Origin of the sequence: Avibacterium volantium (assembly GCF_900635775.1) — a bacterium.
Taxonomy (GTDB): Bacteria; Pseudomonadota; Gammaproteobacteria; order Enterobacterales; family Pasteurellaceae; genus Avibacterium; species Avibacterium volantium.
Genome location: NZ_LR134167.1, coordinates 660,474 through 684,698, shown reverse-complemented (window position 1 = coordinate 684,698; position 24,225 = coordinate 660,474). Strand labels below are relative to the sequence as shown.

At 41.9% G+C, this 24,225-nt stretch carries 31 protein-coding genes; 18 read left to right on the top strand and 13 right to left on the bottom strand.

Annotation, left to right across the window (positions count from 1 at the left end; translation table 11 throughout):
• From hisC to hda, 17 genes are all read left to right on the top strand, one after another.
• Entirely contained in the window at positions 1 to 1,056 is a 1,056-nt protein-coding gene (hisC, locus tag ELZ61_RS03365) for a histidinol-phosphate transaminase (RefSeq protein ID WP_126371434.1), read from the top strand.
• 48 nt (positions 1,057 to 1,104) lie between these two features.
• A complete protein-coding gene (gene hisB, locus ELZ61_RS03360) occupies positions 1,105 to 2,199 on the top strand; it encodes a bifunctional histidinol-phosphatase/imidazoleglycerol-phosphate dehydratase HisB (protein WP_126371432.1) in 1,095 nt (364 codons plus the stop codon).
• A 29-nt stretch (positions 2,200 to 2,228) separates the two neighbouring features.
• A complete protein-coding gene (locus tag ELZ61_RS03355) occupies positions 2,229 to 2,636 on the top strand; it encodes a DUF1016 N-terminal domain-containing protein (RefSeq protein WP_197717467.1) in 408 nt (135 codons plus the stop codon).
• A gap of 114 nt (positions 2,637 to 2,750) precedes the next feature.
• Positions 2,751 to 3,311, top strand: coding sequence for a hypothetical protein (locus tag ELZ61_RS03350; protein ID WP_126371430.1), 561 nt, complete (start codon positions 2,751 to 2,753; stop codon positions 3,309 to 3,311).
• A 20-nt stretch (positions 3,312 to 3,331) separates the two neighbouring features.
• Positions 3,332 to 3,925 (top strand): imidazole glycerol phosphate synthase subunit HisH, encoded by a 594-nt coding sequence (hisH, locus tag ELZ61_RS03345; protein WP_126371428.1) that lies wholly within the window; start codon positions 3,332 to 3,334, stop codon positions 3,923 to 3,925.
• Positions 3,925 to 4,419 carry a protein disulfide oxidoreductase gene (locus ELZ61_RS03340; protein ID WP_126371426.1) on the top strand — a complete coding sequence of 165 codons (495 nt, stop codon included), beginning with the start codon at positions 3,925 to 3,927 and terminating at the stop codon, positions 4,417 to 4,419. Before hisH ends, ELZ61_RS03340 begins: the two co-directional genes overlap by 1 nt.
• Positions 4,420 to 4,444: 25 nt before the next feature.
• Positions 4,445 to 5,194: a 1-(5-phosphoribosyl)-5-[(5-phosphoribosylamino)methylideneamino]imidazole-4-carboxamide isomerase gene (hisA, locus tag ELZ61_RS03335; protein WP_126371423.1), complete on the top strand. Its 750-nt coding sequence runs from the start codon at positions 4,445 to 4,447 to the stop codon at positions 5,192 to 5,194.
• On the top strand, positions 5,176 to 5,949 hold the full coding sequence (gene hisF / locus ELZ61_RS03330) for an imidazole glycerol phosphate synthase subunit HisF (protein WP_126371421.1): 774 nt from the start codon (positions 5,176 to 5,178) through the stop codon (positions 5,947 to 5,949). The genes hisA and hisF overlap by 19 nt, the downstream gene beginning before the upstream one ends.
• Positions 5,950 to 5,959: 10 nt before the next feature.
• On the top strand, positions 5,960 to 6,085 hold the full coding sequence (locus tag ELZ61_RS10840; protein ID WP_422386257.1) for a hypothetical protein: 126 nt from the start codon (positions 5,960 to 5,962) through the stop codon (positions 6,083 to 6,085).
• Entirely contained in the window at positions 6,048 to 6,419 is a 372-nt protein-coding gene (locus ELZ61_RS03325; RefSeq protein WP_422386256.1) for an aspartate/glutamate racemase family protein, read from the top strand. The genes ELZ61_RS10840 and ELZ61_RS03325 overlap by 38 nt, the downstream gene beginning before the upstream one ends.
• A gap of 1 nt (position 6,420) precedes the next feature.
• On the top strand, positions 6,421 to 7,182 hold the full coding sequence (locus ELZ61_RS10820; protein ID WP_126371419.1) for a methylated-DNA--[protein]-cysteine S-methyltransferase: 762 nt from the start codon (positions 6,421 to 6,423) through the stop codon (positions 7,180 to 7,182).
• The gene (locus ELZ61_RS03315; protein ID WP_126371417.1) at positions 7,169 to 7,531 is read left to right on the top strand and encodes a hypothetical protein; all 363 of its coding nucleotides are present in this window, start codon (positions 7,169 to 7,171) and stop codon (positions 7,529 to 7,531) included. The genes ELZ61_RS10820 and ELZ61_RS03315 overlap by 14 nt, the downstream gene beginning before the upstream one ends.
• A 1-nt stretch (position 7,532) precedes the next feature.
• The gene (hisIE, locus tag ELZ61_RS03310; protein ID WP_126371415.1) at positions 7,533 to 8,144 is read left to right on the top strand and encodes a bifunctional phosphoribosyl-AMP cyclohydrolase/phosphoribosyl-ATP diphosphatase HisIE; all 612 of its coding nucleotides are present in this window, start codon (positions 7,533 to 7,535) and stop codon (positions 8,142 to 8,144) included.
• Positions 8,145 to 8,153: 9 nt separating this feature from the next.
• Positions 8,154 to 8,657 (top strand): chorismate--pyruvate lyase family protein, encoded by a 504-nt coding sequence (locus ELZ61_RS03305; RefSeq protein ID WP_126371414.1) that lies wholly within the window; start codon positions 8,154 to 8,156, stop codon positions 8,655 to 8,657.
• Between the two features lie 138 nt (positions 8,658 to 8,795).
• Complete coding sequence (gene upp, locus ELZ61_RS03300) at positions 8,796 to 9,422, top strand: uracil phosphoribosyltransferase (protein WP_103854208.1); 627 nt, start codon at positions 8,796 to 8,798, stop codon at positions 9,420 to 9,422.
• Positions 9,423 to 9,520: 98 nt separating this feature from the next.
• Complete coding sequence (locus tag ELZ61_RS03295) at positions 9,521 to 10,774, top strand: nucleobase:cation symporter-2 family protein (protein WP_103854207.1); 1,254 nt, start codon at positions 9,521 to 9,523, stop codon at positions 10,772 to 10,774.
• Between the two features lie 106 nt (positions 10,775 to 10,880).
• Complete coding sequence (hda, locus tag ELZ61_RS03290; RefSeq protein WP_338418674.1) at positions 10,881 to 11,570, top strand: DnaA regulatory inactivator Hda; 690 nt, start codon at positions 10,881 to 10,883, stop codon at positions 11,568 to 11,570.
• Positions 11,571 to 11,612: 42 nt separating this feature from the next.
• Here the strand turns inward: hda and ELZ61_RS03285 are convergent, their stop codons facing one another.
• The 13 genes from ELZ61_RS03285 to ELZ61_RS03225 form a co-directional block, all read right to left on the bottom strand.
• A complete protein-coding gene (locus ELZ61_RS03285; RefSeq protein ID WP_206750010.1) occupies positions 11,613 to 12,113 on the bottom strand; it encodes a DUF8095 domain-containing protein in 501 nt (166 codons plus the stop codon).
• 73 nt (positions 12,114 to 12,186) lie between these two features.
• Complete coding sequence (gene gloA2, locus ELZ61_RS03280; RefSeq protein WP_126371409.1) at positions 12,187 to 12,582, bottom strand: SMU1112c/YaeR family gloxylase I-like metalloprotein; 396 nt, start codon at positions 12,580 to 12,582, stop codon at positions 12,187 to 12,189.
• A 130-nt stretch (positions 12,583 to 12,712) separates the two neighbouring features.
• A complete protein-coding gene (locus ELZ61_RS03275; RefSeq protein WP_126371407.1) occupies positions 12,713 to 12,952 on the bottom strand; it encodes a hypothetical protein in 240 nt (79 codons plus the stop codon).
• Positions 12,953 to 13,003: 51 nt separating this feature from the next.
• A complete protein-coding gene (gene ccmI, locus ELZ61_RS03270) occupies positions 13,004 to 13,894 on the bottom strand; it encodes a c-type cytochrome biogenesis protein CcmI (protein ID WP_126371405.1) in 891 nt (296 codons plus the stop codon).
• A 3-nt stretch (positions 13,895 to 13,897) separates the two neighbouring features.
• Positions 13,898 to 14,380 (bottom strand): cytochrome c-type biogenesis protein, encoded by a 483-nt coding sequence (locus ELZ61_RS03265; RefSeq protein WP_164550713.1) that lies wholly within the window; start codon positions 14,378 to 14,380, stop codon positions 13,898 to 13,900.
• Positions 14,380 to 14,925, bottom strand: coding sequence for a DsbE family thiol:disulfide interchange protein (locus ELZ61_RS03260; RefSeq protein WP_126371403.1), 546 nt, complete (start codon positions 14,923 to 14,925; stop codon positions 14,380 to 14,382). Before ELZ61_RS03260 ends, ELZ61_RS03265 begins: the two co-directional genes overlap by 1 nt.
• Positions 14,926 to 14,935: 10 nt before the next feature.
• Positions 14,936 to 16,894 (bottom strand): heme lyase CcmF/NrfE family subunit, encoded by a 1,959-nt coding sequence (locus ELZ61_RS03255; RefSeq protein WP_115249492.1) that lies wholly within the window; start codon positions 16,892 to 16,894, stop codon positions 14,936 to 14,938.
• Positions 16,894 to 17,409 (bottom strand): cytochrome c maturation protein CcmE, encoded by a 516-nt coding sequence (ccmE, locus tag ELZ61_RS03250; RefSeq protein ID WP_126371401.1) that lies wholly within the window; start codon positions 17,407 to 17,409, stop codon positions 16,894 to 16,896. Before ccmE ends, ELZ61_RS03255 begins: the two co-directional genes overlap by 1 nt.
• Positions 17,406 to 17,609, bottom strand: coding sequence for a heme exporter protein CcmD (gene ccmD, locus ELZ61_RS03245; RefSeq protein ID WP_126373567.1), 204 nt, complete (start codon positions 17,607 to 17,609; stop codon positions 17,406 to 17,408). The genes ccmE and ccmD overlap by 4 nt, the downstream gene beginning before the upstream one ends.
• A gap of 83 nt (positions 17,610 to 17,692) precedes the next feature.
• Positions 17,693 to 18,436 (bottom strand): heme ABC transporter permease, encoded by a 744-nt coding sequence (locus ELZ61_RS03240; RefSeq protein WP_126371399.1) that lies wholly within the window; start codon positions 18,434 to 18,436, stop codon positions 17,693 to 17,695.
• A gap of 40 nt (positions 18,437 to 18,476) precedes the next feature.
• Positions 18,477 to 19,142, bottom strand: a complete 666-nt coding sequence (gene ccmB, locus ELZ61_RS03235) for a heme exporter protein CcmB (protein ID WP_126371397.1) — start codon at positions 19,140 to 19,142, stop codon at positions 18,477 to 18,479.
• 43 nt (positions 19,143 to 19,185) lie between these two features.
• Positions 19,186 to 19,836, bottom strand: coding sequence for a cytochrome c biogenesis heme-transporting ATPase CcmA (ccmA, locus tag ELZ61_RS03230; protein ID WP_126371395.1), 651 nt, complete (start codon positions 19,834 to 19,836; stop codon positions 19,186 to 19,188).
• Between the two features lie 260 nt (positions 19,837 to 20,096).
• Complete coding sequence (locus ELZ61_RS03225) at positions 20,097 to 22,139, bottom strand: TonB-dependent receptor domain-containing protein (RefSeq protein ID WP_126371393.1); 2,043 nt, start codon at positions 22,137 to 22,139, stop codon at positions 20,097 to 20,099.
• Between the two features lie 523 nt (positions 22,140 to 22,662).
• Here ELZ61_RS03225 and leuA point away from each other — a divergent pair.
• Entirely contained in the window at positions 22,663 to 24,216 is a 1,554-nt protein-coding gene (gene leuA, locus ELZ61_RS03220) for a 2-isopropylmalate synthase (protein WP_126371391.1), read from the top strand.
• The last annotated feature ends 9 nt before the right edge of the window (positions 24,217 to 24,225 follow it).

The following is a 24,225-nucleotide window of genomic DNA, read 5'->3' as shown; positions in this document are numbered from 1 at the left end:
ATGACAATCACAACATTATCACGCAAAAATATTCAAGCCTTAACCCCTTACCAATCGGCGCGCCGTTTGGGGGGCAAAGGCGATGTATGGCTTAATGCCAATGAATACCCGCTTTCCCCCGGTTTGAATTTGCAGCAGCGCCAATTTAATCGTTACCCTGAAGCGCAGCCTGAAAAACTGGTGAATGCTTATGCTGCTTATGCGGGGGTAGCACCTGAAAATGTACTTGTTACACGTGGGGGCGATGAAGGCATTGAGCTGATTATTCGTGCCTTTTGCGAAGCGGACGATCAGGTGCTTTATTGCCCGCCAACTTATGGAATGTATGCCGTGAGCGCAGAAACCTGTGGTATCACAGCAAAAACCGTGCCATTAACGGCAGATTTTCAGTTAGATTTAGCCAATATTGCAAATAATCTTGCTAAGGTGAAAGTTATTTTCGTTTGCAGCCCAAATAACCCCACTGGCAATCTTTTACGCCGTGCGGATTTAATCCAATTATTAGAAATGACCAAAAACCGTGCAATCGTAGTGGTGGACGAAGCCTATATTGAGTTTTGCCCTGAAAGCACGATGGTGCAAATGCTGACAAACTACCCACATCTTGCCATCATTCGCACCCTTTCCAAAGCTTTTGCTTTGGCTGGATTACGTTGTGGTTTTACGCTTGCCAATCAAGAACTTATCGGCGTATTACAAAAAGTGATCGCCCCTTATCCAATTCCCGTGCCGGTTTCGGATCTTGCCACGCAAGCCTTATCGGAACAGGGGTTGAGTGAAATGCAAAATAATGTCGCGCAAGTAAAAGCCCAACGCCAATGGCTAATTGAACAATTACAACGCTTGCCACAGGTAGAAGATATTTTCCCGAGCGAAGCCAATTATATTTTAGTGAAATTTAAAAATGGTAACGACATATTTAAATCACTTTGGGAACAAGGCATTATTTTACGCAATCAAAATAACGCCTTAGGGCTAGAAAATTGTATCCGAATTACCGTGGGAACGGCCGAGGAAAATTTACGGGTGGTTGAGGCAATTAGCTCGCAAAAATAATGAAAAAAACCACCGCACTTATTTATTACAAATAAAAGGAAAACCAAAATGACACAGAAATCAATCTTATTTATCGACCGTGATGGCACATTAATTGACGAGCCGAAAACCGATTTTCAAATTGATCGTTTAGAGAAATTAAAATTTGAAAAAAATGTGATTCCTGCGCTATTAAAATTGAAAAAGAAATATCATTTTGTGATGGTTTCAAATCAAGATGGCTTAGGCACAGATTCCTTTCCTAAAGAAGATTTTGATAAACCGCATAATGCAATGCTTGATCTTTTCCGTTCACAAGGCATTGAATTTGATGATATTTTAATTTGTCCGCACAAGCCTGAAGACAATTGCCAATGCCGTAAACCCAAAACAAAATTGCTGAAAAAATATATTGAAAAGCAGTTATTTGATCCTGCCACCAGCTTTGTAATTGGCGATCGCGCCACCGATGTGCAATTGGCAGAAAACTTAGGCATTCAAGCCCTGCAATATCACCCAGAAAAACTCAATTGGGATCTGATCGCAGAAAAACTGTTGAACGAGCCTGTAACCAATATTGGAGAGCGCCAACCGCGCTATGCTGAAGTGGAACGCAAAACCAAAGAAACCGATATTAAAGTGCAAGTTTGGCTAGATGAAACAGGCGTAAATAAAATTCAAACAGGCGTGGGATTTTTCGATCATATGCTTGATCAAATTGCCACCCACGGCGGTTTTAGAATGAACGTAAACTGCAAAGGGGATTTACACATTGACGAACACCACACCGTGGAAGACACCGCACTTGCGCTCGGCACCGCGTTGAAACAAGCCATTGGCGATAAACGCGGCATTGCGCGCTTTGGTTTCGTGTTACCAATGGACGAATGCAAAGCAGAATGTGCGTTGGATCTTTCAGGGCGTCCTTATTTCAAATTCAAAGCCAAATTTAAACGAGAAAAAGTGGGCGATTTCAGCACGGAAATGACGGAACATTTCTTTCAATCCCTTGCATTTACAATGCTCGCCACCTTACACTTAAAAGCCAGCGGCGACAACGATCACCATAAAACCGAAAGCCTGTTTAAAGTGTTCGGACGTACATTAAGACAAGCTATTCGCATTGAAGGGAATGAAATGCCGAGTAGTAAGGGTGTTCTTTAATTATTACCTTAAATTTCAAGGAATTAGAAATGCTAACCAACACAACCATCATTACTGATATTAAACAGATCATCGCACAATCGCGTGAAAATGCGGTGAGAGCGGTGGATTTTCAGCGCGTGCTGATGTATTGGCACATTGGCAAGCGTATTTTTGAAGAAGAACAGCAAGGACAAGAGCGGGCAGATTATGGTACTTACTTAATCAAATATCTTGCCAAACAACTTGAGCCAGAGTTTGGTAGTAATTTTGGTCGCAGGCAATTGGAATTATTCCGCCAATTTTACCGCACTTTTCCAATTGCGAACGCACTGCGATCGCAATTGAACTGGACACAATATCGCCAACTTTTACGCATCGGTGATCCTGATAAACGCGAATTTTATATTGGTGAAAGTATCAAAAATAATTGGAGTTCTCGCCAGTTAGAACACTAAATTAATCCATCAAAATTTAGGGCAATGAAGATCATATTTTTAACAAAATAAAGCTAATTATCTTCATTACAAGATTAAAGCATACTTAAAATTAATTTTAACTAAGAGGATAAAATGACTAATAAAACAAAAAGCTACAAAGGAGTTATAAAAACATATGACGAATTACCTGATGAAATTAAAAAGTTTTTTAGATACGCTCCTAACCTTATAAAAGCATACCCATTCGAAGTTGTAATTGCATATTTATTTATAAAAATAGAGGAGGCTCAGAATAGAGCTTTGTATGGAGGTATCATCAAATTACATAAGGCAGATACAGGGGTAACAAAAAATATTATTGAGTACGAGCATTTAACTAGAGAAGGGTTCAAAAATTTATATCGAAATATTTTTGGCAAAGCATTACCTAATCACATAGTAAAGAAATTAGAATTTGCCGAAAAAGTTAGAGATAAAACCATTCATGGAAAAGATGTTTCAGATAGTGATTTAAGAAAAGCTATATGCAATTGTTTTAGTTATGCTGAATCAATGAATACCGAAATAGATAAAATAGCTAAATTTAAACCTTTTGGAAGTATGCAAGGTTTTAAAGGGAGGGCTACACCTACCATGACAACGAAAACAACCCAATGGTTATTAAAAGGTTTTGGGTTCAGCGTTAGGCGCTAAAAACCATAAAGGGGAAAACAATGAATAATATCACCATCATCAACACAGGCTGCGCTAATCTTTCTTCAGTGAAATTTGCGTTTGAGCGTTTGGGCTATCAGGCGGAAATTACCGATGATTTAGCCAAAATTCAAAGTGCAGAAAAACTTATTTTGCCGGGGGTGGGGACTGCGTCAGCCGCAATGCAAAGTATGCAATCTCGACAATTAATTGAAACAATTCAACAGCTCACTCAGCCTGTATTAGGCATTTGTTTGGGAATGCAACTAATGACCGATTTTTCCGCTGAAGGTGAAATAGAAACCCTTAGACTGATTAACGGCAACACGCAACGCTTGCCAAATAAAGGACTGCCATTGCCGCATATGGGCTGGAATAAGGTGCATTATCAGGATAATCACCCGCTCTTTATCGATATTCCGCAAGATAGTTATTTCTATTTCGTGCATAGCTATGCGGTGTTGCCAAATGAAAATACCATTGCCACCTGCGATTATGGCGTGCCATTTTCTGCGGCGATTGCAAGAAATAACTTCTACGGCGTGCAATTTCACCCCGAGCGTTCAGGTAAGGTGGGCGAACAATTATTGCGGAATTTTATGGAAAATCTGTAATGAATAAAATCAAAAGTGCGGTGAAAAATCTGCTCGTTTTTACCTTATTATTTGGTACGATCTCTTTCGCAATGGATTATTGGCGGCGACCGGGTGCCCCAGAAAATGCTTTGCAACAGACTTTGCTTGCATTGAATGGGGAAAGTATTCAGTTAGCTAAGCTCAGCAAAGAGAAACCTGTCCTACTCTACTTTTGGGGCAGTTGGTGCAGCATTTGCTCGCTCACTTCACCAAGCATTGCAAGCCTTGCCAACGATGGCGTGCAAGTGGTGAGCGTTGCGTTAAAATCAGGCAATGATCAGGCGGTACAAGACTATCTACAGCAACACCAATATGATTTTTTGACCATAAATGATCCACAGGGAGCACTTTCCGCCCAATGGCACATTCAGGTTACGCCAAGTATTATCATTATTAAAAACGGTAAAATCGTTCACACTACCACAGGATTAAGCAGCCCATGGGGGTTGAAATTACGTTTATGGCTTAGTTAATAACAACAAAAAAGAGAACACAACAATGAAAAAAACATCACAAATTATCCCCGCACTTGACCTTATTGACGGCAAGGTTGTGCGGTTGTATCAAGGGGATTACGCCCAGCAAACCCAATATAGCGACAATCCCATCGCACAATTTCAGCATTATTTATCACAAGGGGCGAAGCAGTTGCATTTAGTGGATTTAACAGGCGCGAAAGATCCGAGCCAACGCCAAACTAAACTTATTGGCGAAATCATTGCCGCAACGCAAGCTAATATTCAAGTGGGCGGTGGTATTCGTACAGAGCAAGATGTGGCAGATTTATTATCCGTCGGGGCAAATCGTGTGGTGATTGGTTCAACGGCGGTCAAGCAACCTGAAATGGTAAAACAATGGTTCGCTAACTATGGTGCGGAAAAGTTTGTCCTCGCCTTAGATATTCATATTGTGAACGGTGAAAAACGCATCGCCATTCACGGCTGGCAAGAAACTAGCCCATTGACCTTAGAGCAAGTGATTAACGATTTCCGCCAAGTAGGCTTACAGCACGTTTTATGCACTGATATTTCCCGTGACGGCACATTGCAAGGCTCGAATGTGGCGTTATATCAAGAAATCTGCACCGCCTTTCCACAGATTGAATTTCAATCCTCAGGCGGCATCGGCTCATTAGCAGACATCGCTGCTTTAAAAAATACAGGCGTGGCTGGCGTGATTGTTGGTCGTGCATTACTAGAAGGAAAATTTGACGTAGCGGAGGCAATCCAATGTTGGCAAAACGCATAATCCCTTGTTTAGACGTTCGTGATGGGCAGGTTGTGAAAGGCGTGCAATTCCGCAACCACGAGATTATCGGCGATATTGTGCCGCTAGCAAAACGTTATGCGGAAGAAGGGGCGGACGAGTTGGTGTTTTATGACATCACCGCCTCGTCAGACGGCCGCACCGTAGATAAAAGCTGGGTGGAACGTGTGGCGAAAGAGATCAATATTCCGTTCTGTGTGGCTGGGGGAATCAAGGCTATTGCCGATGCGGAGCAAATTTTCACCTTTGGTGCAGATAAAATTTCCATAAATTCCCCCGCACTTGCTGATCCCGAGTTAATCTCTCGCTTGGCGGATCGCTTTGGCGTGCAGGCCATTGTGGTGGGGATCGACACTTGGTATGATGCCGAACAAGATAAATATTGGGTCAATCAATACACTGGTGATGAAAAACGCACCCGTCAAACCCACTGGCAAACGCTGGATTGGGTGCAAGAAGTACAAAAACGCGGGGCAGGTGAAATCGTGCTGAATATGATGAACCAAGACGGTGTACGTAATGGCTATGACTTAGTCCAACTAAAAAAAGTGCGTAATGTGTGCAACGTGCCACTCATTGCCTCAGGTGGCGCGGGTGAAATGGTACACTTTCGTGATGCCTTTATTGAGGCAAATGTGGACGGCGCGCTCGCTGCGAGCGTGTTTCATAAGCGGATTATTGATATTAGGGAGTTAAAAAGCTATCTCGATTGCCAAGGTATTACTATCAGACGATAATGGAGATGTAATGAAAGCATTAGGTATTATTGGTGAAATGAGCCCTGAAAGCAAAATCACTTATTACCAAGGTATTAACCAATTGATTAACCAGCATTATGGTAAAAATCACTCCCCCCCCCATTCTACTCAATAGGGTTGGGTTTGAGCAGATTGTTGAATACCAAAAATCAGGAAATTGGCAAAAGGCAGGGGAAGTATTAGCTCAAGCCGCTCGCGTTTTAAAAAACAGTGGTGCAGATGCTATCGTGCTTGCAACTAACAAGATGCACAAAGTTGCACCACAAATTATTGAGACGACCACGATTCCTTTTTTGAATATTATTGATGCATCCAACCAAGCTATTTTACAGCGTAAACTGCATAAAATTGGTTTACTGATTCAACAAACCGACTGCAAATTACCATTTTTTGATACCGCACTGCTGCATATTCAAGCTGCGGCAGATTTCTTATTTTCAGGAGAATAATATGTTACCACCGCCAAACCTTAGCCCAATTTTAGCGCAACAATGGCAACCCTATGCCAGCTGGCTAGATGCGCAAGCCTGTCCACCTAAATCGTATTTACTGCACCCAATAAGTTCGCCAGAGGAATTAAAGCAACTCAAACAAGCAGTCAAAAAAGAGTTACATTTTTCATTAGGGTGCTATATCCGCTTAAAACGCGTACATTTTCTTCTGCACACACCCCAGCCACAGTATCAAAATCAGCTAACCGCCTGCACAATGGTAACCCCTCTGGGTGAAATGTTGGCACTTTTCTGGCAAGAAAAACTCTGTTTATTAGAGTTCTACGATCGAAAAATGCTAGAAAGTGAACTGACTGTGTTACAAAAACAGCTGAATGCGAATATCTATTGGCAAAAAAGTGAGAGTGCGATAACCTTACAACAAGAGTTGGACGCTTATTTTACGGGAACGCTCACAGAATTTCGCACCAAACTTTATTTGCAAGGTACCCCCTTTCAGCAGCAAGTGTGGAACGCCTTACAACAAATTCCCTACGGCGAAACGCGCAGTTATAAACAGCAAGCGGAATACATGGCGCAACCCAATGCCATAAGAGCGGTAGCAAATGCGAATGGTAAAAATAAAATTTCCATTTTAATTCCTTGCCATCGTGTTATCGGAGCAGATGGTACACTAACGGGTTATGGTGGTGGCATTGAACGTAAAAAAGCATTATTAACCTTAGAACAAAATCATAGGATATATTATGAGAATAGTTAAATTTTCCCTTTTTATGCTCTTCCCATTATCACTTTGTGCTTGCGCAGCCATAACGGGAAGTGATGATCTAGCCAGTGATTTAAAGACACTTTCGATTGTGCAAGAAAATCATGCGGTTATCACCGAAAATGCGGAAAAATATGTACTGGATACTTATATTCAACTCTTTTCTCGCCCTTATTTTATTTATATGGTCAAACAAAACGCGACGCCAATTAATGAGCAAACAGCGATTAACATGGCAAAAGCATATATTCAGCCAAGAAGCTGCACTAGCCCAATTGAAAATGTGCAGATAGTTAAAAAATTGTCGAATCAATCACAGCTTATCATTCGTTTGGAGTGTTAACATGCAGCAAAAAATCAACTGGCAAAAAGTGGGAGGTTTACTGCCTGTTATTGTGCAAAATGCCCGCACTTGTGAAGTATTAATGTTGGGTTATATGAACTCAGAAGCCCTTGAAAAAACTCTTGCAGAACAACGTGTTACTTTTTATTCACGCACCAAACAACGTTTATGGACGAAAGGGGAAAGTTCAGGACATTTTCTTAATGTGGTGGATATGAGTTTAGATTGTGATAATGACACCCTATTAATTCTTGCCGATCCCATTGGTGAAACTTGTCATACTGGCGCGGAAAGTTGCTTTCATCAATTTGAAAAATCAAGCGAGCCTGATTGGATCTTTTTTAGCAAATTAGAACGTTTGATTGCCAGCCGCAAAGACGCTAATCCTGAAAGTTCTTACACCGCGCATTTGTATTCCCGTGGTACGAAACGCATTGCGCAGAAAGTGGGGGAAGAAGGCGTGGAAACTGCGCTGGCGGCAACTGTGAAAGATCGCGAAGAAACCATTTGCGAGGCGGCGGATTTAGCCTATCACTTAACCGTGTTATTGCAAGATGCCGACTTGAGCTGGGCAGATGTTATCGCTAAGCTGAAAGAACGTCATCAAAAATAAGTCTAAAAAATGGATTTTGAACGTTATCGTCAATTACTCGCTCGCCCTGATTGGCAAACATCAGGGCATTTTGCTGCGCCTGAAATTGCCCAATGGGTGCAACATCAAGGTTCGCTAACGCAGAAATTACAGCAAGCCTGCCAGCAACTTAGCGTAGAAGTCATTTATCAAGGCTGGCAAGAAAACTTAAGCGAAAAAATTTCGCCAAAAAGCACCGCACTTGAGCAAATTTGGTTACGCGAAGTGTTGCTGAAAGGCGATGGCACACCGTGGATTTTTGCGCAAACGACACTTCCTCAAACCACTGTGCAGAATGTGGCGCAATATGTGCTTCAACTGGGTGAACAGCCCATTGGTTTGTGGTTATTTAAACAACCTATGCAGCGTATTTCGCTATATTGGCGGCAAGATCCTGAAACGGGGCTTTATGCGCGCTATTCTGATTTTGATCTCAAAGGGTATCCTTTACAAATCAAAGAGTTATTTCTCGCAGAGTTTCCTTTTCCTGCCTGATTTTTCCCTTATATAAAAAATCAGTGAAAACGCACCGCACTTTTTTCACTGATTTTGCTTAATTTCGCTGTTCATTTTCATCACTTTGATTTAGAATTTGTCGATTTTATTTTTACGGGTCGAAATAAGGGGTTACAGATGAAAATTGTTGAAGTCAAACATCCATTAGTCAAACACAAACTTGGTTTAATGCGTGCCGCTGATGTTAGCACCAAAGATTTCCGTGAATTAGCCACGGAAGTGGGTAGCTTGCTCACTTATGAAGCAACGGCAGATTTAGAAACGGAAAAAGTCATCATTGACGGCTGGTGCGGCCCTGTGGAAGTGGATCGCATCAAAGGTAAGAAAGTAACCGTTGTACCAATTCTGCGTGCTGGTCTAGGAATGATGGACGGCGTATTAGAGCATATCCCAAGTGCAAGAATTAGCGTGGTGGGTATGTACCGTGATGAAGAAACTCTTCAACCTGTGCCTTACTTCCAAAAACTCGCCAGTGATTTAGAAGAACGCTTAGCGATCGTGGTCGATCCAATGCTGGCAACAGGCGGTTCAATGATTGCAACCATTGATTTGTTAAAAGAAAAAGGCTGTAATCAAATCAAAGTATTAGTGCTAGTGGCTGCACCTGAAGGGATTGCGGCGTTAGAAAAAGCGCACCCTGATGTGGAATTATACACCGCTTCTATCGATCAAAAATTAAATGAGCAAGGCTACATTATCCCGGGCTTGGGTGATGCAGGCGATAAGATTTTTGGCACAAAATAACCTTTTTTAGAAACGGCATTTATGCCGTTTTTTTCCGCGCGTTTTATGCAAATAAAGCGTTTTTTAAAGTTAATTCAGACAGAGAGTTGAAACTTAAAATGACAAAAACCAATCCAAATGCACCTGTCGAGGTGGAAAGTAAAGCGAAGCAGGCGTTTGTTGGCTTGCAAATGTTGTTTGTGGCCTTTGGTGCCTTAGTGCTTGTGCCATTAATTACAGGGCTAGATGCCAACACCGCCTTATTAACCGCTGGCGTAGGGACATTGCTTTTCCAATTATGCACAGGCAAACAAGTGCCAATTTTTCTGGCGTCTTCCTTTGCGTTTATTGCCCCAATCCAATATGGCGTGGCCACTTGGGGCATTGCGGTAACAATGGGCGGACTTGCCTGCACGGGTTTGGTGTATTTCGCACTGAGTACCTTAGTTAAATTAAGAGGCGCAGAAGCATTGCAAAAAGTGTTCCCGCCTGTGGTGGTTGGCCCTGTGATCATTATTATCGGTATGGGATTAGCGCCTGTGGCGGTGGATATGGCATTAGGTAAAGGTTCCGCCTATGAATACAATGATGCAGTGCTTGTTTCAATGGTTACCTTGCTGACTACCCTTTCTGTTGCGGTGTTTGCGAAAGGCATTATGAAATTAATCCCGATTATGTTCGGGATCACCGCAGGTTATGTGCTGTGCTTATTTTTAGGCTTAATCAATTTCCAACCAGTACTAGACGCACCTTGGTTCAGTCTGCCAAATATCACCACGCCAGAATTTAAACTTGAAGCGATTTTATATCTCTTACCTATCGCCATTGCGCCTGCGGTTGAACACGTTGGCGGTATTATGGCGATTAGCTCGGTAACGGGTAAAGATTTCCTAAAAAAACCGGGTTTACACCGCACTTTATTGGGTGATGGCGTGGCAACCACTGCGGCTTCATTATTAGGTGGGCCACCAAATACCACTTATGCTGAAGTAACCGGCGCGGTGATGCTAACACGCAACTTCAATCCAAATATTATGACTTGGGCTGCGGTATGGGCGATTGCTATTTCTTTCTGCGGAAAAGTGGGGGCATTCCTTTCCACCATTCCAACCATCGTGATGGGCGGCATTATGATGTTAGTGTTCGGCTCGATTGCTGTTGTGGGAATGAGTACCTTAATCCGTGGTAAAGTTGATGTTACCGAAGCGCGCAATCTGTGCATTATTTCCGTGGTGATGACCTTTGGTATCGGTGGAATGTTCGTGAACTTCGGCGAAATTTCACTAAAAGGCATTAGTTTATGTGCGGTTGTGGCGATTATTCTTAACTTGATTTTACCGAAAGCGAAAGATCAGGTCGAAATTCAAGAATAAAATCCCACCAAATTCAACGCAGAAAATAGGGGTAGGCTTTATTTATCCCTATTTTTTTTGTATATTCTTACCGCACTTTAGTTTACAAACACATTGGTTATTAGATTTGCAGTTACCGCTTCCTATTCATCAAATTGATGAAGAAACTCTTGAGAATTTTTATGCTGACAATAATTTATTGTTGCTGGATTCCTTGCATAAAAATTTTGCAGATCCGAAACAGCAGTTTTTCTATGTTTGGGGATCGGAAAGTAGCGGAAAAACGCACTTGCTAAAAGCCTGTTCAAATGAATTTTTAGTGCAGCAACGCCCTTCTATTTATGTGCCATTGAGCAAATCGCAATATTTCTCCCCAGAAGTGCTGGAAAATTTAGAACAGCAAGATTTGGTTTGCCTAGATGATATTCAATCCGTAATCGGCAATGATGAATGGGAACTGGCCATTTTTGATCTGATTAACCGTATGCGCGAACAAGGGCGAGGCATTTTGCTCATCAGTGCTAACCAATCGCCAAATGCCTTGCCAGTGAAATTGCCTGACTTACGATCACGCTTGTCTTGGGGGGAAAGTTACCAGCTTGCGCCTTTAGATGACGAGCAGAAAATCAAGGTGCTGCAACAAAAGGCCCATTCTCGCGGCATTGAATTGCCTGATGAAACCGCTAACTTTCTGCTTAAACGCCTTGATCGCGATATGCACACCCTATTCCAAGCGTTGGCGGATTTAGACAAAGCGTCTTTACAGGCGCAACGTAAACTCACCATTCCTTTTGTGAAAGAGATTTTGCAGCTATAAAAAAGGGAAGTAATCATACCTCCCTTTTATCTTTCAATCATTTTATCGACAAATTGTTTTTTTCAACATTTCTGAATTTTTTGCAATATTTTGTGTTGCCACTTGTTTACCGTATTTATTTTCTTCATCTTGTACTTGCTGGGCAAGTTTTTCATCTTGAATGTTAAATACCGGCGCATATTGCACATTTTCTGGCGCATTTTTAGAATAAATCGTTGCGCCTGCGATGCTTGCATAATATTCATTATTGGCTTGATCAATGTAATAAGTGCGAGAATCGGTCAGATCCACGCCATAATGAGATTTAAAACCACGACAAATCCCAGCGCCCGATTTAAATACCGTGTGAGCAACACGATTTTCGCCAACTTCATACACTTCAAACTCAATGCTTTTCGCTAGCTTTTCCGCATCGCTCATTTTCTTTGGATTAAGTTGTTTTGATTCTTCCTTGCTCACATAAGTTTGATTTTCTGGCTCACTTTCAGAAAAACGAAAAACTTCCACATAACCAGAAGGCTCTGCCGTTTCTTCAACAGCCATAATAGTATGGCTAAAAAAGCTAAGGAAGATAGCCGTTGCTATATTTAACTTTTTCATTTTGTTACCAAATATTTTATTCAATTTCATATAGTTCCAAAGGCAAGCCATCAGGATCTTGAAAAAAGGTAAATTGTTTACCCGTTAATTCGTCCACTCTGATAGGTTCACAAAAAATGTTATGTTGGGCTAAATATGCCACAACTTGATGAATATTTTTTACTTTAAACGCCAAATGGCGTAAACCGCAAGCCTCTGGTCTTGTTGGTCTGGCTGGCGGATTTGGAAAGGAAAACAGCTCAATTTGACTGCCATCAGGCAAGGCAAGATCCAGCTTATAGCTTTCTCGCTCCGCCCGATAGGTTTCTTGAATAACCTTTGCCTGCAAAATCTGCGTGTAAAAATGTTTAGATTTCGCATAATCTGATGCAATAATTGCAATATGATGAAAACCTAAAAATAATGAATTCATTTTTCACACAAAATTAAAAATCTAAAATTTGCAAGCTAATAAATTATTTTGTTTTTAGACTTTTTTCTAAAGTGACAGCAAGTAGCACGCACAGTGCTGCCATAATACCAAGCCCAATTGTAAATGCCATTTACTCCTCCTTTTCCGTTATCAATTTCTCTAAATTCTTACGCATAAAATCTGCACTGAATAAACAGGCATAAGCAGAAATAACAAGAAATAGACAATTTAATACTTTATAGCCTATCGCATTCTCTCCATATAGTACTACAGGAGCAGCTAAAATCGCAACTTTTGCAATATCATCAAGGATTTTGCACCAAGATTGTAAACTTTCCTTATTTACTGGTCTTTTAAAAATATTAAACATTACTCGCTCTTTTAGTTACACATTAATCTTAAGTAAACAAGATTATTTTTTCTACTCTGCCTTTTCCTTTTCTTCTTGTGCATCGCGGGCGGCGCGGATGCTTTTTTCAAGAAGTGCGACTCTTGGATCGTTTTCGGGGATTAGGCGTAACATCATCGCCCAAGTTACTGCGGCCATTTTGTATTCTTCGCTTTCAAAATATTGGAACGCGAGTAAACCAAGGGCTTGTAGGTTGCTGTGATCTTTGCGAAGAACACCTTTGAGCAAATCCATTCCTTTGTTTTTATCCGTTTGGTCATCGGAAAACATTAAAATGCGCGCATAAGAAAGCTGATATTCGATATTTTCAGGATCTAATTTTACCGCACGGGCGTAGCTGTCATAGGCTAAGCGTGCCTTATCCAGATTCATTGCAATTTGCCCAAGCGTCCACCAGTCCGCCGCGTTGTTAGGTTCTTTTTGCAATTTTAAGCGCAAGGCGGTGGCGAATTGTTGCAATTCTTGATCGTTCATTGGATTACTTTCTTCTTCCTTTAAACGCTCATAAAAGTGCGGTAGTTTTTGGTAGGTTTTTTCGAGCATAGCTTCTTGCTGCCAAGCGCCTGCTTGCATATAGCCTAGCCCTGCTAAAATTGCTAAGGTTAAAAAGCCCGATACAAACCAGATTTTGCCGTAGCGTTTGCCATCTTGCTGAAGTTGTTCATTTTCAGGAATATCTTGCAATAAGGTTTGCTGTAATTCCGTGCGTAACTGCGAGGCGTTTTCAATTAAACCTTGCTGTTCATCTTCTTCAATTTCTTTCAAGCGATTGAAATAAAAGGCTTTATTTAGCTTGTTACGCTTGTTGCTATCAAGCGCTTGTTTGCCTGAAAATAATAAGGGATAAAAACAAATTAGCGCCACAATAAGGGTGATCGCAAAACTGATAAGCCAAAAATTCATTGTTTATTCCTTATCCTTCAATAATTGTTGTAAACGTTGCTGTTCCGCTTGGGTTAAATTTTCATCATTAATTTGCACCGCACTTTGTTTTGCCTGTGGTTGTTTTTTCGGTTTACGGCGTAACACTAAAATGCCGCCGAACAACACAAGGCAAACTGGCACAGCCCAAAGTAACATCGTTGCGGGCGTGAGCGGTGGGTTGTAGGTAACAAAATTGCCGTAGCGCTGTACCATATAATCCACCACTTGCTGTTTGCTTTGCCCTTGGCTGAGCAACTCATAGACTTTCTCGCGCATATCCACGGCAATGGTCGCGTTGGAATCAGCAATATTATTGTTCTGACATTGCGGGCAACGTAGCTCTTGGGTTAGGCTTTGGTAATCCTGTTCCTGCTGCGCTGAAGCAAAATTTCGCACTTCAATGGCTGCCTTTGCCGTGATGGCACAAAATAAAAGTGCGGTGAAAAAATAAGGAATTTTTCGCATTATTTTTGTTCCATTAATTTTTGATAAATCGGCTGCAAGGTGCTTTGCCATACTTTTTCGTTCACGTCCCCTGCATAACGATAATGAATGATACCTTTGCCATCAATAATGAAAGTTTCTGGCGCGCCATATACACCCAAATCCAGCCCGAAAGCTCCTTTTTCATCTTTAATTACAAGCTGATAAGGATTGCCCAGATCTTTCAACCATTTAATGGCTTTGTCCGTTTTGTCTTTGTAATCCACACCGATAATGGTTACCCCTTGTGAATGGAGCTGATTCAAATATTGATGCTCTGCATAGCAAGTAGGACACCAAGTCGCCCACACATTCAATAAGATCGGTTTACCTTGTTGGAAAATGCCTTGATCGTGCGTTTTATTCTCAAACAGATCTTGCAAAGTTGCCGCTGGCACGGGCTTGCCCACTAAAGCACTTTCCAAGGCTTTAGGATCATCACCGTTGGAATTACGTTGTAATTGCACGAAAAAGGCGATGGTTAGCGCCAAAAATAAAATCAAAGGAATAGCATATTTTTTATTCATCACGACCTTCTTATTCTGTTTGAGCTTTGGTTAATAACTGTTTGAAACGGTAACGTCTGTCAAGCATACAGAGCAAGCCACCTAACGCCATAAATACGCCGCCGAACCAAATCCAACGGATAAACGGTTTGTAGTATAAACGCAATGCCCACGCGCCATTGCCAAGGCTTTCGCCTAAGGCCACATAAAGATCGCGACTAAAGCCCCAGTCAATCGCCGCTTCTGTCATTGACATTTTACTCACGGTATAAAAACGTTTTTCAGCATACAATGTGGTTTCGTATTTACCGTTTTTGCTGATTTCAATTTCCGCTTTGCCGCCGAGATAATTCGGGCCATTGGCATCACTAATGCCTTGGAATTTAAAATCATAGCCTGCAATATCAATGCTGTCGCCTACGTTCATTCGCACATCACGTTCAATGCTGTAGTTTTGGCTAAAGGCAATGCCCCAAACGGTCATCGCAACGCCAAGATGTGCCAACACCATTCCCCAATGGGAACGAGAAAGTTTGCTTAGCCCCACAAAGAAATTGTGGCGGTGCGTGGCGCGCTGTTGTAATTCGTATAATGCCAATACAGTGATAATCACCGACATCATCACGCCAAGCACGGAGGTTGCGGTGATGCGATCTTGTAACCAGTAAGGCAGTACAAAGCCAGCAATTAGCATCAAAATTAGGCTGATAATCACTGGCGTTCTAATGGCAGAAAATTGATCTCTGCGCCATTTCACCAAAGGCCCAATGCCAAGCAATAAGGCAAAAGGAATCATAATGTATAGGAACATTTGATCGAAGAATGGCGCACCAATAGAAATACTGCCCAAGCCAAGTTGTTTATGCACCAAAGGCAATAATGTGCCTAAAAAGACCACTGCAAGTGCGGTCATTAATAAAATATTATTGAGCAATAACATGGTTTCACGGGAATAACGCTCGGCGTTATCTCTTGAGCGAATACGGTTGCCTTTGTAGGCATACAGGGTAAGCGAACCGCCAATCACCACGATCAAATAAGCCAAAATATAAAGCCCACGGGTTGGATCGGAAGCAAAGGCGTGAACAGAAACCAAAATGCCTGATCGCACAAGGAATGTGCCGAGCAAGCAAAGGGAAAAGGCTAAAATCGCAAGCAATACTGTCCAAGCTTTAAACGAGCCACGCTTTTCGGTTACTGCAAGAGAATGTAATAATGCCGTTCCTGCCAACCAAGGCATTAATGACGCGTTTTCAACTGGGTCCCAGAACCACCAGCCGCCCCAGCCTAGTTCGTAATACGCCCACCACGAGCCGAGAACAATCCCTAAGGTTAAGAAAACCCAAGCGGCCATTGTCCAAGGGCGCGACCATCTTGCCCAGGCGGTGTCTAGTTTGCCTGTCATTAATGAGGCAATGGAAAAGGCAAATGCCACGGAAAAGCCTACATAGCCCATATAAAGTAGCGGTGGGTGGAAAATCAAGCCGACATCTTGCAGCAGCGGATTTAACTCTCGCCCCTCCACTGGGAAATCAGGGAAAGTGCGATCAAATGGATTGGAGGTGAATAAAACAAAAATTAAGAAACCAATGGTAATCACCCCCATTACCCCTAGCACGCGCGCGACCGCTTCTTGCGGTAACGGCTTGCTGAAAAAGGCAACCGCCGCACTCCATAAGGTGAGCAACCAAATCCATAGCAACAGAGATCCTTCGTGTGAACCCCACACGGCGGATAAGCGGTAAGCCAACGGCAAGTTAGTATTGGAATTATTCACCACATATTGCACGGAAAAATCGTTGGTGGCGAATAAATAAAATAAACTGGCAAAGGCTAAGGTTAGGCTGAAAAATAGCCCATAAGTCATTGGGCGCGCCAAAGCCATTAGCTGCGCGTTATTTTTTTCTGCACCATATAAAGGGAAAAACGCCAACAGCAGGGAAACGCCCAAACTCAAGGCTAACGCATAGTTTCCTAATTCTGCGATCATTATTTACCTTCTTGTTTTTCTTGACGATCACGCTCGCTTTCGCCCGTTAAATCTGAAATACCCATTGGTTTATGCACTTTTTTCATTTGCTCACCTAATTCTGGTGGCACATAATTTTCATCGTGTTTCGCTAACACTTCACTTGCTTCCAACACCGTTGGCGCTTTTAGCACGCCTTGTGCCACAATGCCCTGCCCTTCACGGAATAAATCAGGCAAAATACCTTCATATTCCACGGTGATCGAAGGCCCAATATCGTTAAGATCAAACACCACTTTCAGGCTTTTGTCATCACGTTTCACTGTGCCTGCCACCACCATTCCGCCCACACGGATACGTTGCCCTACTTTCGGTTTGGTTTCCGCATCGTCATTTTTACCGTAGATCACTTCCGTTGGGGTGTAAAATAAATCAATATTTTGACGCAACGCATACAGCACTAATGATGACGCCACCGCCACGCCAATTAACACAAATAACACAATGGTTAAACGCGATTTACGTCTTGGATTCATAGGCTTTCTCCTGTTCTGCGGTTTTGTTCATATTGCGTGCGTTGTTGTTCGCGTTTAATTTCATTGATAAGCTTTTTCTTGCTCATTACGCCTTGCAAAATCAAGCCTGCAATGGCTAAAAAAGAAACGCCATAAGAAAGCCAAACGTAAAAACCGTAGCCCCCCATATTCAGAAAATCACTCACAGATTCAAAAAACATCATCTTATCCTTATAAAATTAAAAATTCTTGAAAAAACCACCGCACTTTATTTTTACGAAAACGAAAGTGCGGTGCAAATTTGCTAAATTTTTTTCTGACTAACTAACGCTTTCACCCAAGGGCGTTTTTTCTCATCATTTAATAACGCTAAGCGGTAACGCACTAAGGTTAAGCAAATGCTCAGTGCCATAAAGCCAAAAATCGACAAAATCAGCGGGATTAACATCGGCGTGGCGATAGAGGGCTTTTCAAATTTAGTAATGCTCGCCCCTTGATGCAAAGTGTTCCACCATTCCACCGAAAAATGAATAATCGGAATGTTGATCACACCCACGATAGCCAAAATCGCCGCGGCTTTCATTCCCGTGGTGCGATCTTGGAATGCCGAATACAGCGCAATCACACCTAAATATAAGAAAAATAAGATTAATGATGCGGTGAGGCGCGCGTCCCACACCCACCAAGTTCCCCACATTGGCTTGCCCCAAATTGCACCTGTTGCCAAGGCGATAAAGGTGAACACCGTGCCGATCGGCGCCATTGCAATGATAGAAAGATGCGCTTGGCGAATTTGCCACACCAAACCAATCACACCCGCAATCGCCATTGAAACATAAATACTCATTGACCAAATCGCCGCTGGAACGTGGATATACATAATACGAAAGCTGTTGCCTTGCTGATAATCTGCTGGCGCATAGGCCAAGCCCCAAACTAAGGCGGTGCCAATTAATAAGGTTGAAAGCACCACAAACCAAGGAATAAATTTTCCGCATAAATGGTATTGGGTTTCTGATTTGGCATAAGGGTGAAGCCATTTCCACATAATCAATCTTTCCTTTAATCAAAAAATAAAAACTTGTGCCTTATTCAAGGCTAATTCGTAATGCCCCCGCAATGGCAAAAGGCGATAAGGTCAGTGCCGCACATAACATTGCGCCCAAAATAGCAAGTTGCCCGTTATAAGGCAAGGCAAGCGCGGCTGCTTCAAGGACGGACGCAGAAAAAATCAGCACTGGAATAAATAAAGGTAACACTAATAAACTCAGCAACACGCCGCCTTTGCGCAGCCCAACAGTGAGCGCCACGCCGATCGCGCCAAGGCAGCTTAAAATTGGCGTGCCGAGTAATAAAGTTAGCACCAACGCCCACCAAATATGGCTATCCAAAGAAAGCAATAACGCCGCAATGGGTGAAAGTAAAATGAGCGGCAAGCCGGTTAATAGCCAATGCGCCACCACTTTCGCCAAGGCGGTTAAGGCTAAATGTTGAGAGCTGAGCATTAATTGCTCCAGCGATCCGTCAATAAAATCATCGCGAAACAAACGTTCAAAAGAAAGCAAGGCAGAAAGCAGCGCCGCCACCCAAGCCACACCGGGGGCGATTTCTGCCAGCAATTTTGGTTCAGGGCCAATCACTAACGGGAACAGGGTGATAATAATCAAAAAGAACCATAACGGATTGAGAATCTCCGTTTGTTTTCGCATCGCAATGCGTAATTCCCGTTTGATGATTTGCGCAAATATCTGCATAAAAAATTCTCTAATTTTGCACCGCACTTTATCTATGATGAAGCTATTCGCGGTGTGAATAACATTTATATTTTTCTAAATCTAACACTTGTAATTGTTCGCTTGGAATTTCTTGGTGGCTAGTTAAAATCACCATTCCGCCTTTTTCCACTTGCTGTTCAAATAAACGCGTTAAAATGCGCACGCCATTTTTGTCAATGGCGGTAAAAGGCTCATCTAAAATCCATAATGGCGCTTGGGAAAGCCACAGACGCGCAAGGGCAATTCGCCGTTGTTGTCCTGCGGAAAGTTGCCCTGAAATAATGTCTTCGCGCCCAATCAAGCCCACTTTTTCCAGTGCTTGCCAAAGGGCTTCTTCCCCTTGCTGACATTGGCTAATGGCTTGATAAAATTCCAAATTTTCCCAAGGGGTGAGTTCTGGCTTAATGCCTGCGTGATGGCCTAAATACAACAGTTGGTAATAATAATCTTCGCGGCATTGTTTGATCGCCTGTCCATTCCAACACACTTGCCCTGCCAAAGGCGGTGCAAGGCCAACTAAAATGCGTAACAAGCTGGTTTTGCCAATGCCGTTATGTCCTTCAATCTGCACAAAATCACCGCTTTGCCAAGTGAGCGATAAATCCGTAAACAGGGTTTTATCACCACGCTGGCAGGCAATTTGTTCGAGCTGTAATTGATTGATTATTGACATAAAATCTACCTTTGACGAAAAATGCCCTGATTTTATCACAAGGGCATAGGTGAGCGTAGTTATTCCACAAAAGAAAAACTAACTCTTTTGTAGTATTTATAGGTGGTTATTGATTTAACGCAAAAATCCTTTTTGCCTATTTGAGTGGTTTGAACAAATTCAAAAGAAGTGAAAGAAGAAAATCCTAGCCATAAGCTAGGATTTTTAGCACGTTATCAGAGATGTAAGAGCCAGCCTAAACCAACTCTTAGCAATGATAATTAAAATGTGTAATTTACGCCGATACTTAGATTTCGTCCTACACCTGCAAGGGTTTCACCGCGTTGTGTATGCGGATAGTAAAATTTATTGAAGGCATTATTTAATGAAATATTCACATTCATATCATCATTATTAAATGGCTTCCAGTTCACATAAAAATCATGAACACTATATCCTGCACGTTCTACTACGGTGGTGCCGTTATTTTCTCTGACTAACACAGAACCTTTGCCACGTTCAGCGGAGCGATTACGATACCCAATTTCTAAATTTGGTGTTTCAAATCGATAGGCAAGCCCTGCCGTCCAAGTTCTTCCTGTTTGTACAGCAAATTCTGGGTTGCTGCTAAGTAGGTTATCTGGGTGAGTATCATAAATTCTTGGTTTGCTATGAGAAACGCCCATACTTGCAGTTAAGCCTTGGATAGTATAAGCCACGCTGAGTTCATAGCCGTGATTGCGAATATAACCCGCGTTTACCGTCTCTCTCGTACCCATAATTGGCATACCATTTGCATCATGTCTTTGTTGCGGATTAGCAATAGCATTACTAATTTTTTGCCAGAAATAGCTTCCTGTTATTAACCAATTACCATCTTTATAATTAAACCCAAGCTCAGTATTGCGCGCGCGCTCAGCGACAGTACCATCAGCAATAGAAATAATACCTCTCTTACCATGTGTCATTAACGCATCATAAAGACGTGGGCTGCGCGAAGCGTAGTTGTGGTTAGCGCTAAAGCTTAAATTATCATTCACCAACCAAATTAACCCTAAACTAGGATTGAATTTATCCGCAGAAACGGTTTTTCCATCCATTGCTTTCAACTTGAAGTAATCATAGCGAAGCCCTGTGGTTAAAATAAAATCACCCATTGAATGAATCGCCTCTAAATAAACGCCGAAATCATCTTTTTTAGGTTCACTTAAACCACTTTGGAAAAATTTATGTGGGGTAATTTTCTGATTTCTATAATTCACCCCATATTTTAATAGCACATTTTCACCAACTGGCGAGTCAAAATTGATATTCGCACCACGAGTTTCGATGAGCGTGGTGGTTTCTCCTTCAATATTTCCGCAATAGCCACAACCACTATCATCTGCAGAATAACGTTTATTTTTCATTAAATAAGCATTTGCAGTTAATTCACTCACAAAGCCCAAATTTTTCGCTGTCCATTCAAAATTGGTATTTTGTAGGGTGGTTTCGCGGTAGGCAGGTGCTTGGCGAGCCAAACTTAAGCGCGGGTTTGTTCCCACGGTAAATTCTTCTCTTACCGCTCGCACGCCACGATGTTGATCTTGCAAGTGGCTAAGTACAAAACGGTGGTTATCAAAGGTTGCGCCTAATTTGATTAAATAGCTACGTTTATCTAATCCGCTGTAAGGCACAGTTTTTCCACCATTATAGTTAGTATAACCTTTACCCGGTTGATAATCGTGATCGTTTACTCTGGTATAAGATACTAAGGCATCAAAATGTCCAAATTTACCAAAAAGGGTTGAGCCATAAGTATATCCATCATTGGTTGAATAGCCGGTACTAATTTTAGCCCCAAAATTCCGTTCACTGTTCGCTAAAAGATCTAACGCATCAACAGTTTTGGTAATAATCGCCCCATTCGTTGCACCAATCCCTGCACTGGCAGAACCTGCCCCTTTTTGTACAGAAATACTTTTAAGTAATGACGGATCTATAATAAAACGGCCTTGGTGGTAAAGTATTTGGCTATCTGAATACGCATTATCAACCTTGATATCAACAGAATTTTGCCCCATTCCACGCAAAGTCAAAAATTGTGATGTTCCGTTTCCTGCCCCGATATCAATGGAAGGTTCTTTAGATAACAAAGAACGAATATCAGTTGCGGTGCTTTCATTCATTTCACTTAGAGTGACAACATTCGTTTCGATTTTCTTACCTTGGTGTTCAGAGACAAGAATTTCATCTAATACATCTTCATTTGCCAAGGCTGAGCCAGCTGCAAAAGTATGCGCAATGGCTAAACTAATAAAAGTTAAGGTAAATTTCTTAGACATTGTTATTCCTTCCATTTAGGGTTAATACAGATATGTACGAGAGTAAACTCAAAAGCATAATAATCTAAATGATATTAGTTATCAATATTATTTAGATTATTTTTGTTTGTTTTTAACGAACACACCCGCAATTTGAAAGATCGAGTAAAATAAATTTTATCCACGCCATTTATAAAAAAGTGCGGTATAAAAAAGTAAACTTTTTACCTAATTCAAAATATTTATCCTTTTATGCTTAAAATAATAGTGTATTCATCTAATTCAAATTCTTGTAAATCGTTTACTTTGGATAAAAATGCTAAAATTTTGTTTGACAGTTTATTTTTAACGAGTAAGATAAAACTCGTTTTCAAGAAGGATTATGTTTTATGTTTACTCGTGTTTTGCTCTCACTCCACCTGCTTCTCTCACAGTTTTTGTGCGGCTAGCTTGTGGATGAAAAACACCAAAGTAAAAACTTCCCAAATTTGACCCGCACTTTTTAGGCGGGTTTTTTTATATCTTCAAAATGAAAGGACAGATTATGCAAGATCAAGTGATTATCTTTGACACCACCTTACGCGATGGTGAACAAGCGTTGAAAGCCAGTTTGACAGTAAAAGAAAAATTACAAATCGCTTTTGCCCTCGAGCGTCTTGGCGTGGACGTAATGGAAGTGGGCTTCCCAGTGTCTTCCGCGGGGGATTTTGAATCCGTCCGTACCATTGCGGAAAACATTAAAAATAGCCGAGTTTGTGCCTTATCACGCGCGGTAGATAAAGATATTGATGTGGCGGCAGAAGCGTTAAAAGTGGCAGAAGCCTTTCGTATTCATACTTTCATTGCCACTTCTGCCTTGCACGTTGAAGCTAAATTACGCCGCACGTTTGATGATGTGGTAGAAATGGCGATTAACGCCGTAAAACGCGCGCGCCGTTATACCGATGATGTGGAATTTTCTTGCGAAGATGCAGGGCGTACGGGCATTGATAATATTTGCCGCATTGTAGAAGCTGCAATTCAAGCTGGGGCGACCACAGTGAATATTCCTGATACCGTGGGTTATTGCTTGCCGATGGAATATGGCAATATTATCGCCAATGTAATGAACCGTGTGCCGAATATTGATAAAGCGGTGATTTCCGTGCATTGCCACAATGATTTGGGTATGGCGACAGCAAATTCGCTAACAGCGGTGCAAAATGGCGCGCGACAAATTGAATGTACGGTAAACGGCATCGGTGAGCGTGCAGGTAACACGGCGTTGGAAGAAGTGGTAATGGCGATTAAAACCCGTCAAGCCTTGTTTGGCGTGGATACGCGCATTAATACGCAGGAAATCCACCGCGTCAGCCAAATGGTTAGCCAATTATGTAATATGCCAATTCAGCCAAATAAAGCTATTGTTGGATCGAATGCTTTCGCCCATTCTTCGGGTATTCACCAAGACGGTATGGTGAAAAATAAAAACACCTATGAAATTATGTCGCCAGAAACCATTGGCTTGAAAAAAGAAAAATTGAATTTGACTGCCCGTTCTGGTCGTGCGGCGGTGAAAAACCATATGGATTCAATGGGTTATCAAGAAAATGAATATGATTTGGATAAATTATACGAAGCCTTTTTGAAATTAGCGGACAAAAAAGGGCAAGTCTTTGACTACGATTTAGAAGCCCTTGCCTTTATTGATATGCAACAGGGTGATGAAGATCGCTTAACCCTTGATGTGATCACCTCGCAAATGATTAGTCATTTGCCTGCTTCCACTTTCGTGCAAGTGGAATTGGACGGCGAGAAATTAAGCCAAGTGTCGAGTGGTGGGAATGGACCTGTTGATGCGGTGTTCAATGCCATTTTGAAAATCACAGGCATTGAGTTAAAAATGCTGAACTACAACTTAACTGCCAAAGGCGAGGGGGCGGAAGCACTCGGGCAAGTGGATATTGTGGTGGAGCATAAAGGTCGCCGCTTCCACGGTGTGGGCTTGGCAACGGATATTGTGGAATCTTCAGCGCGTGCGCTTATCCACGCCATTAATGCAATCTACCGCTCACATAAAGTAGAAAATTTAAAATTAAGCAAAAATGCAATCAATTAAGGAGTGATG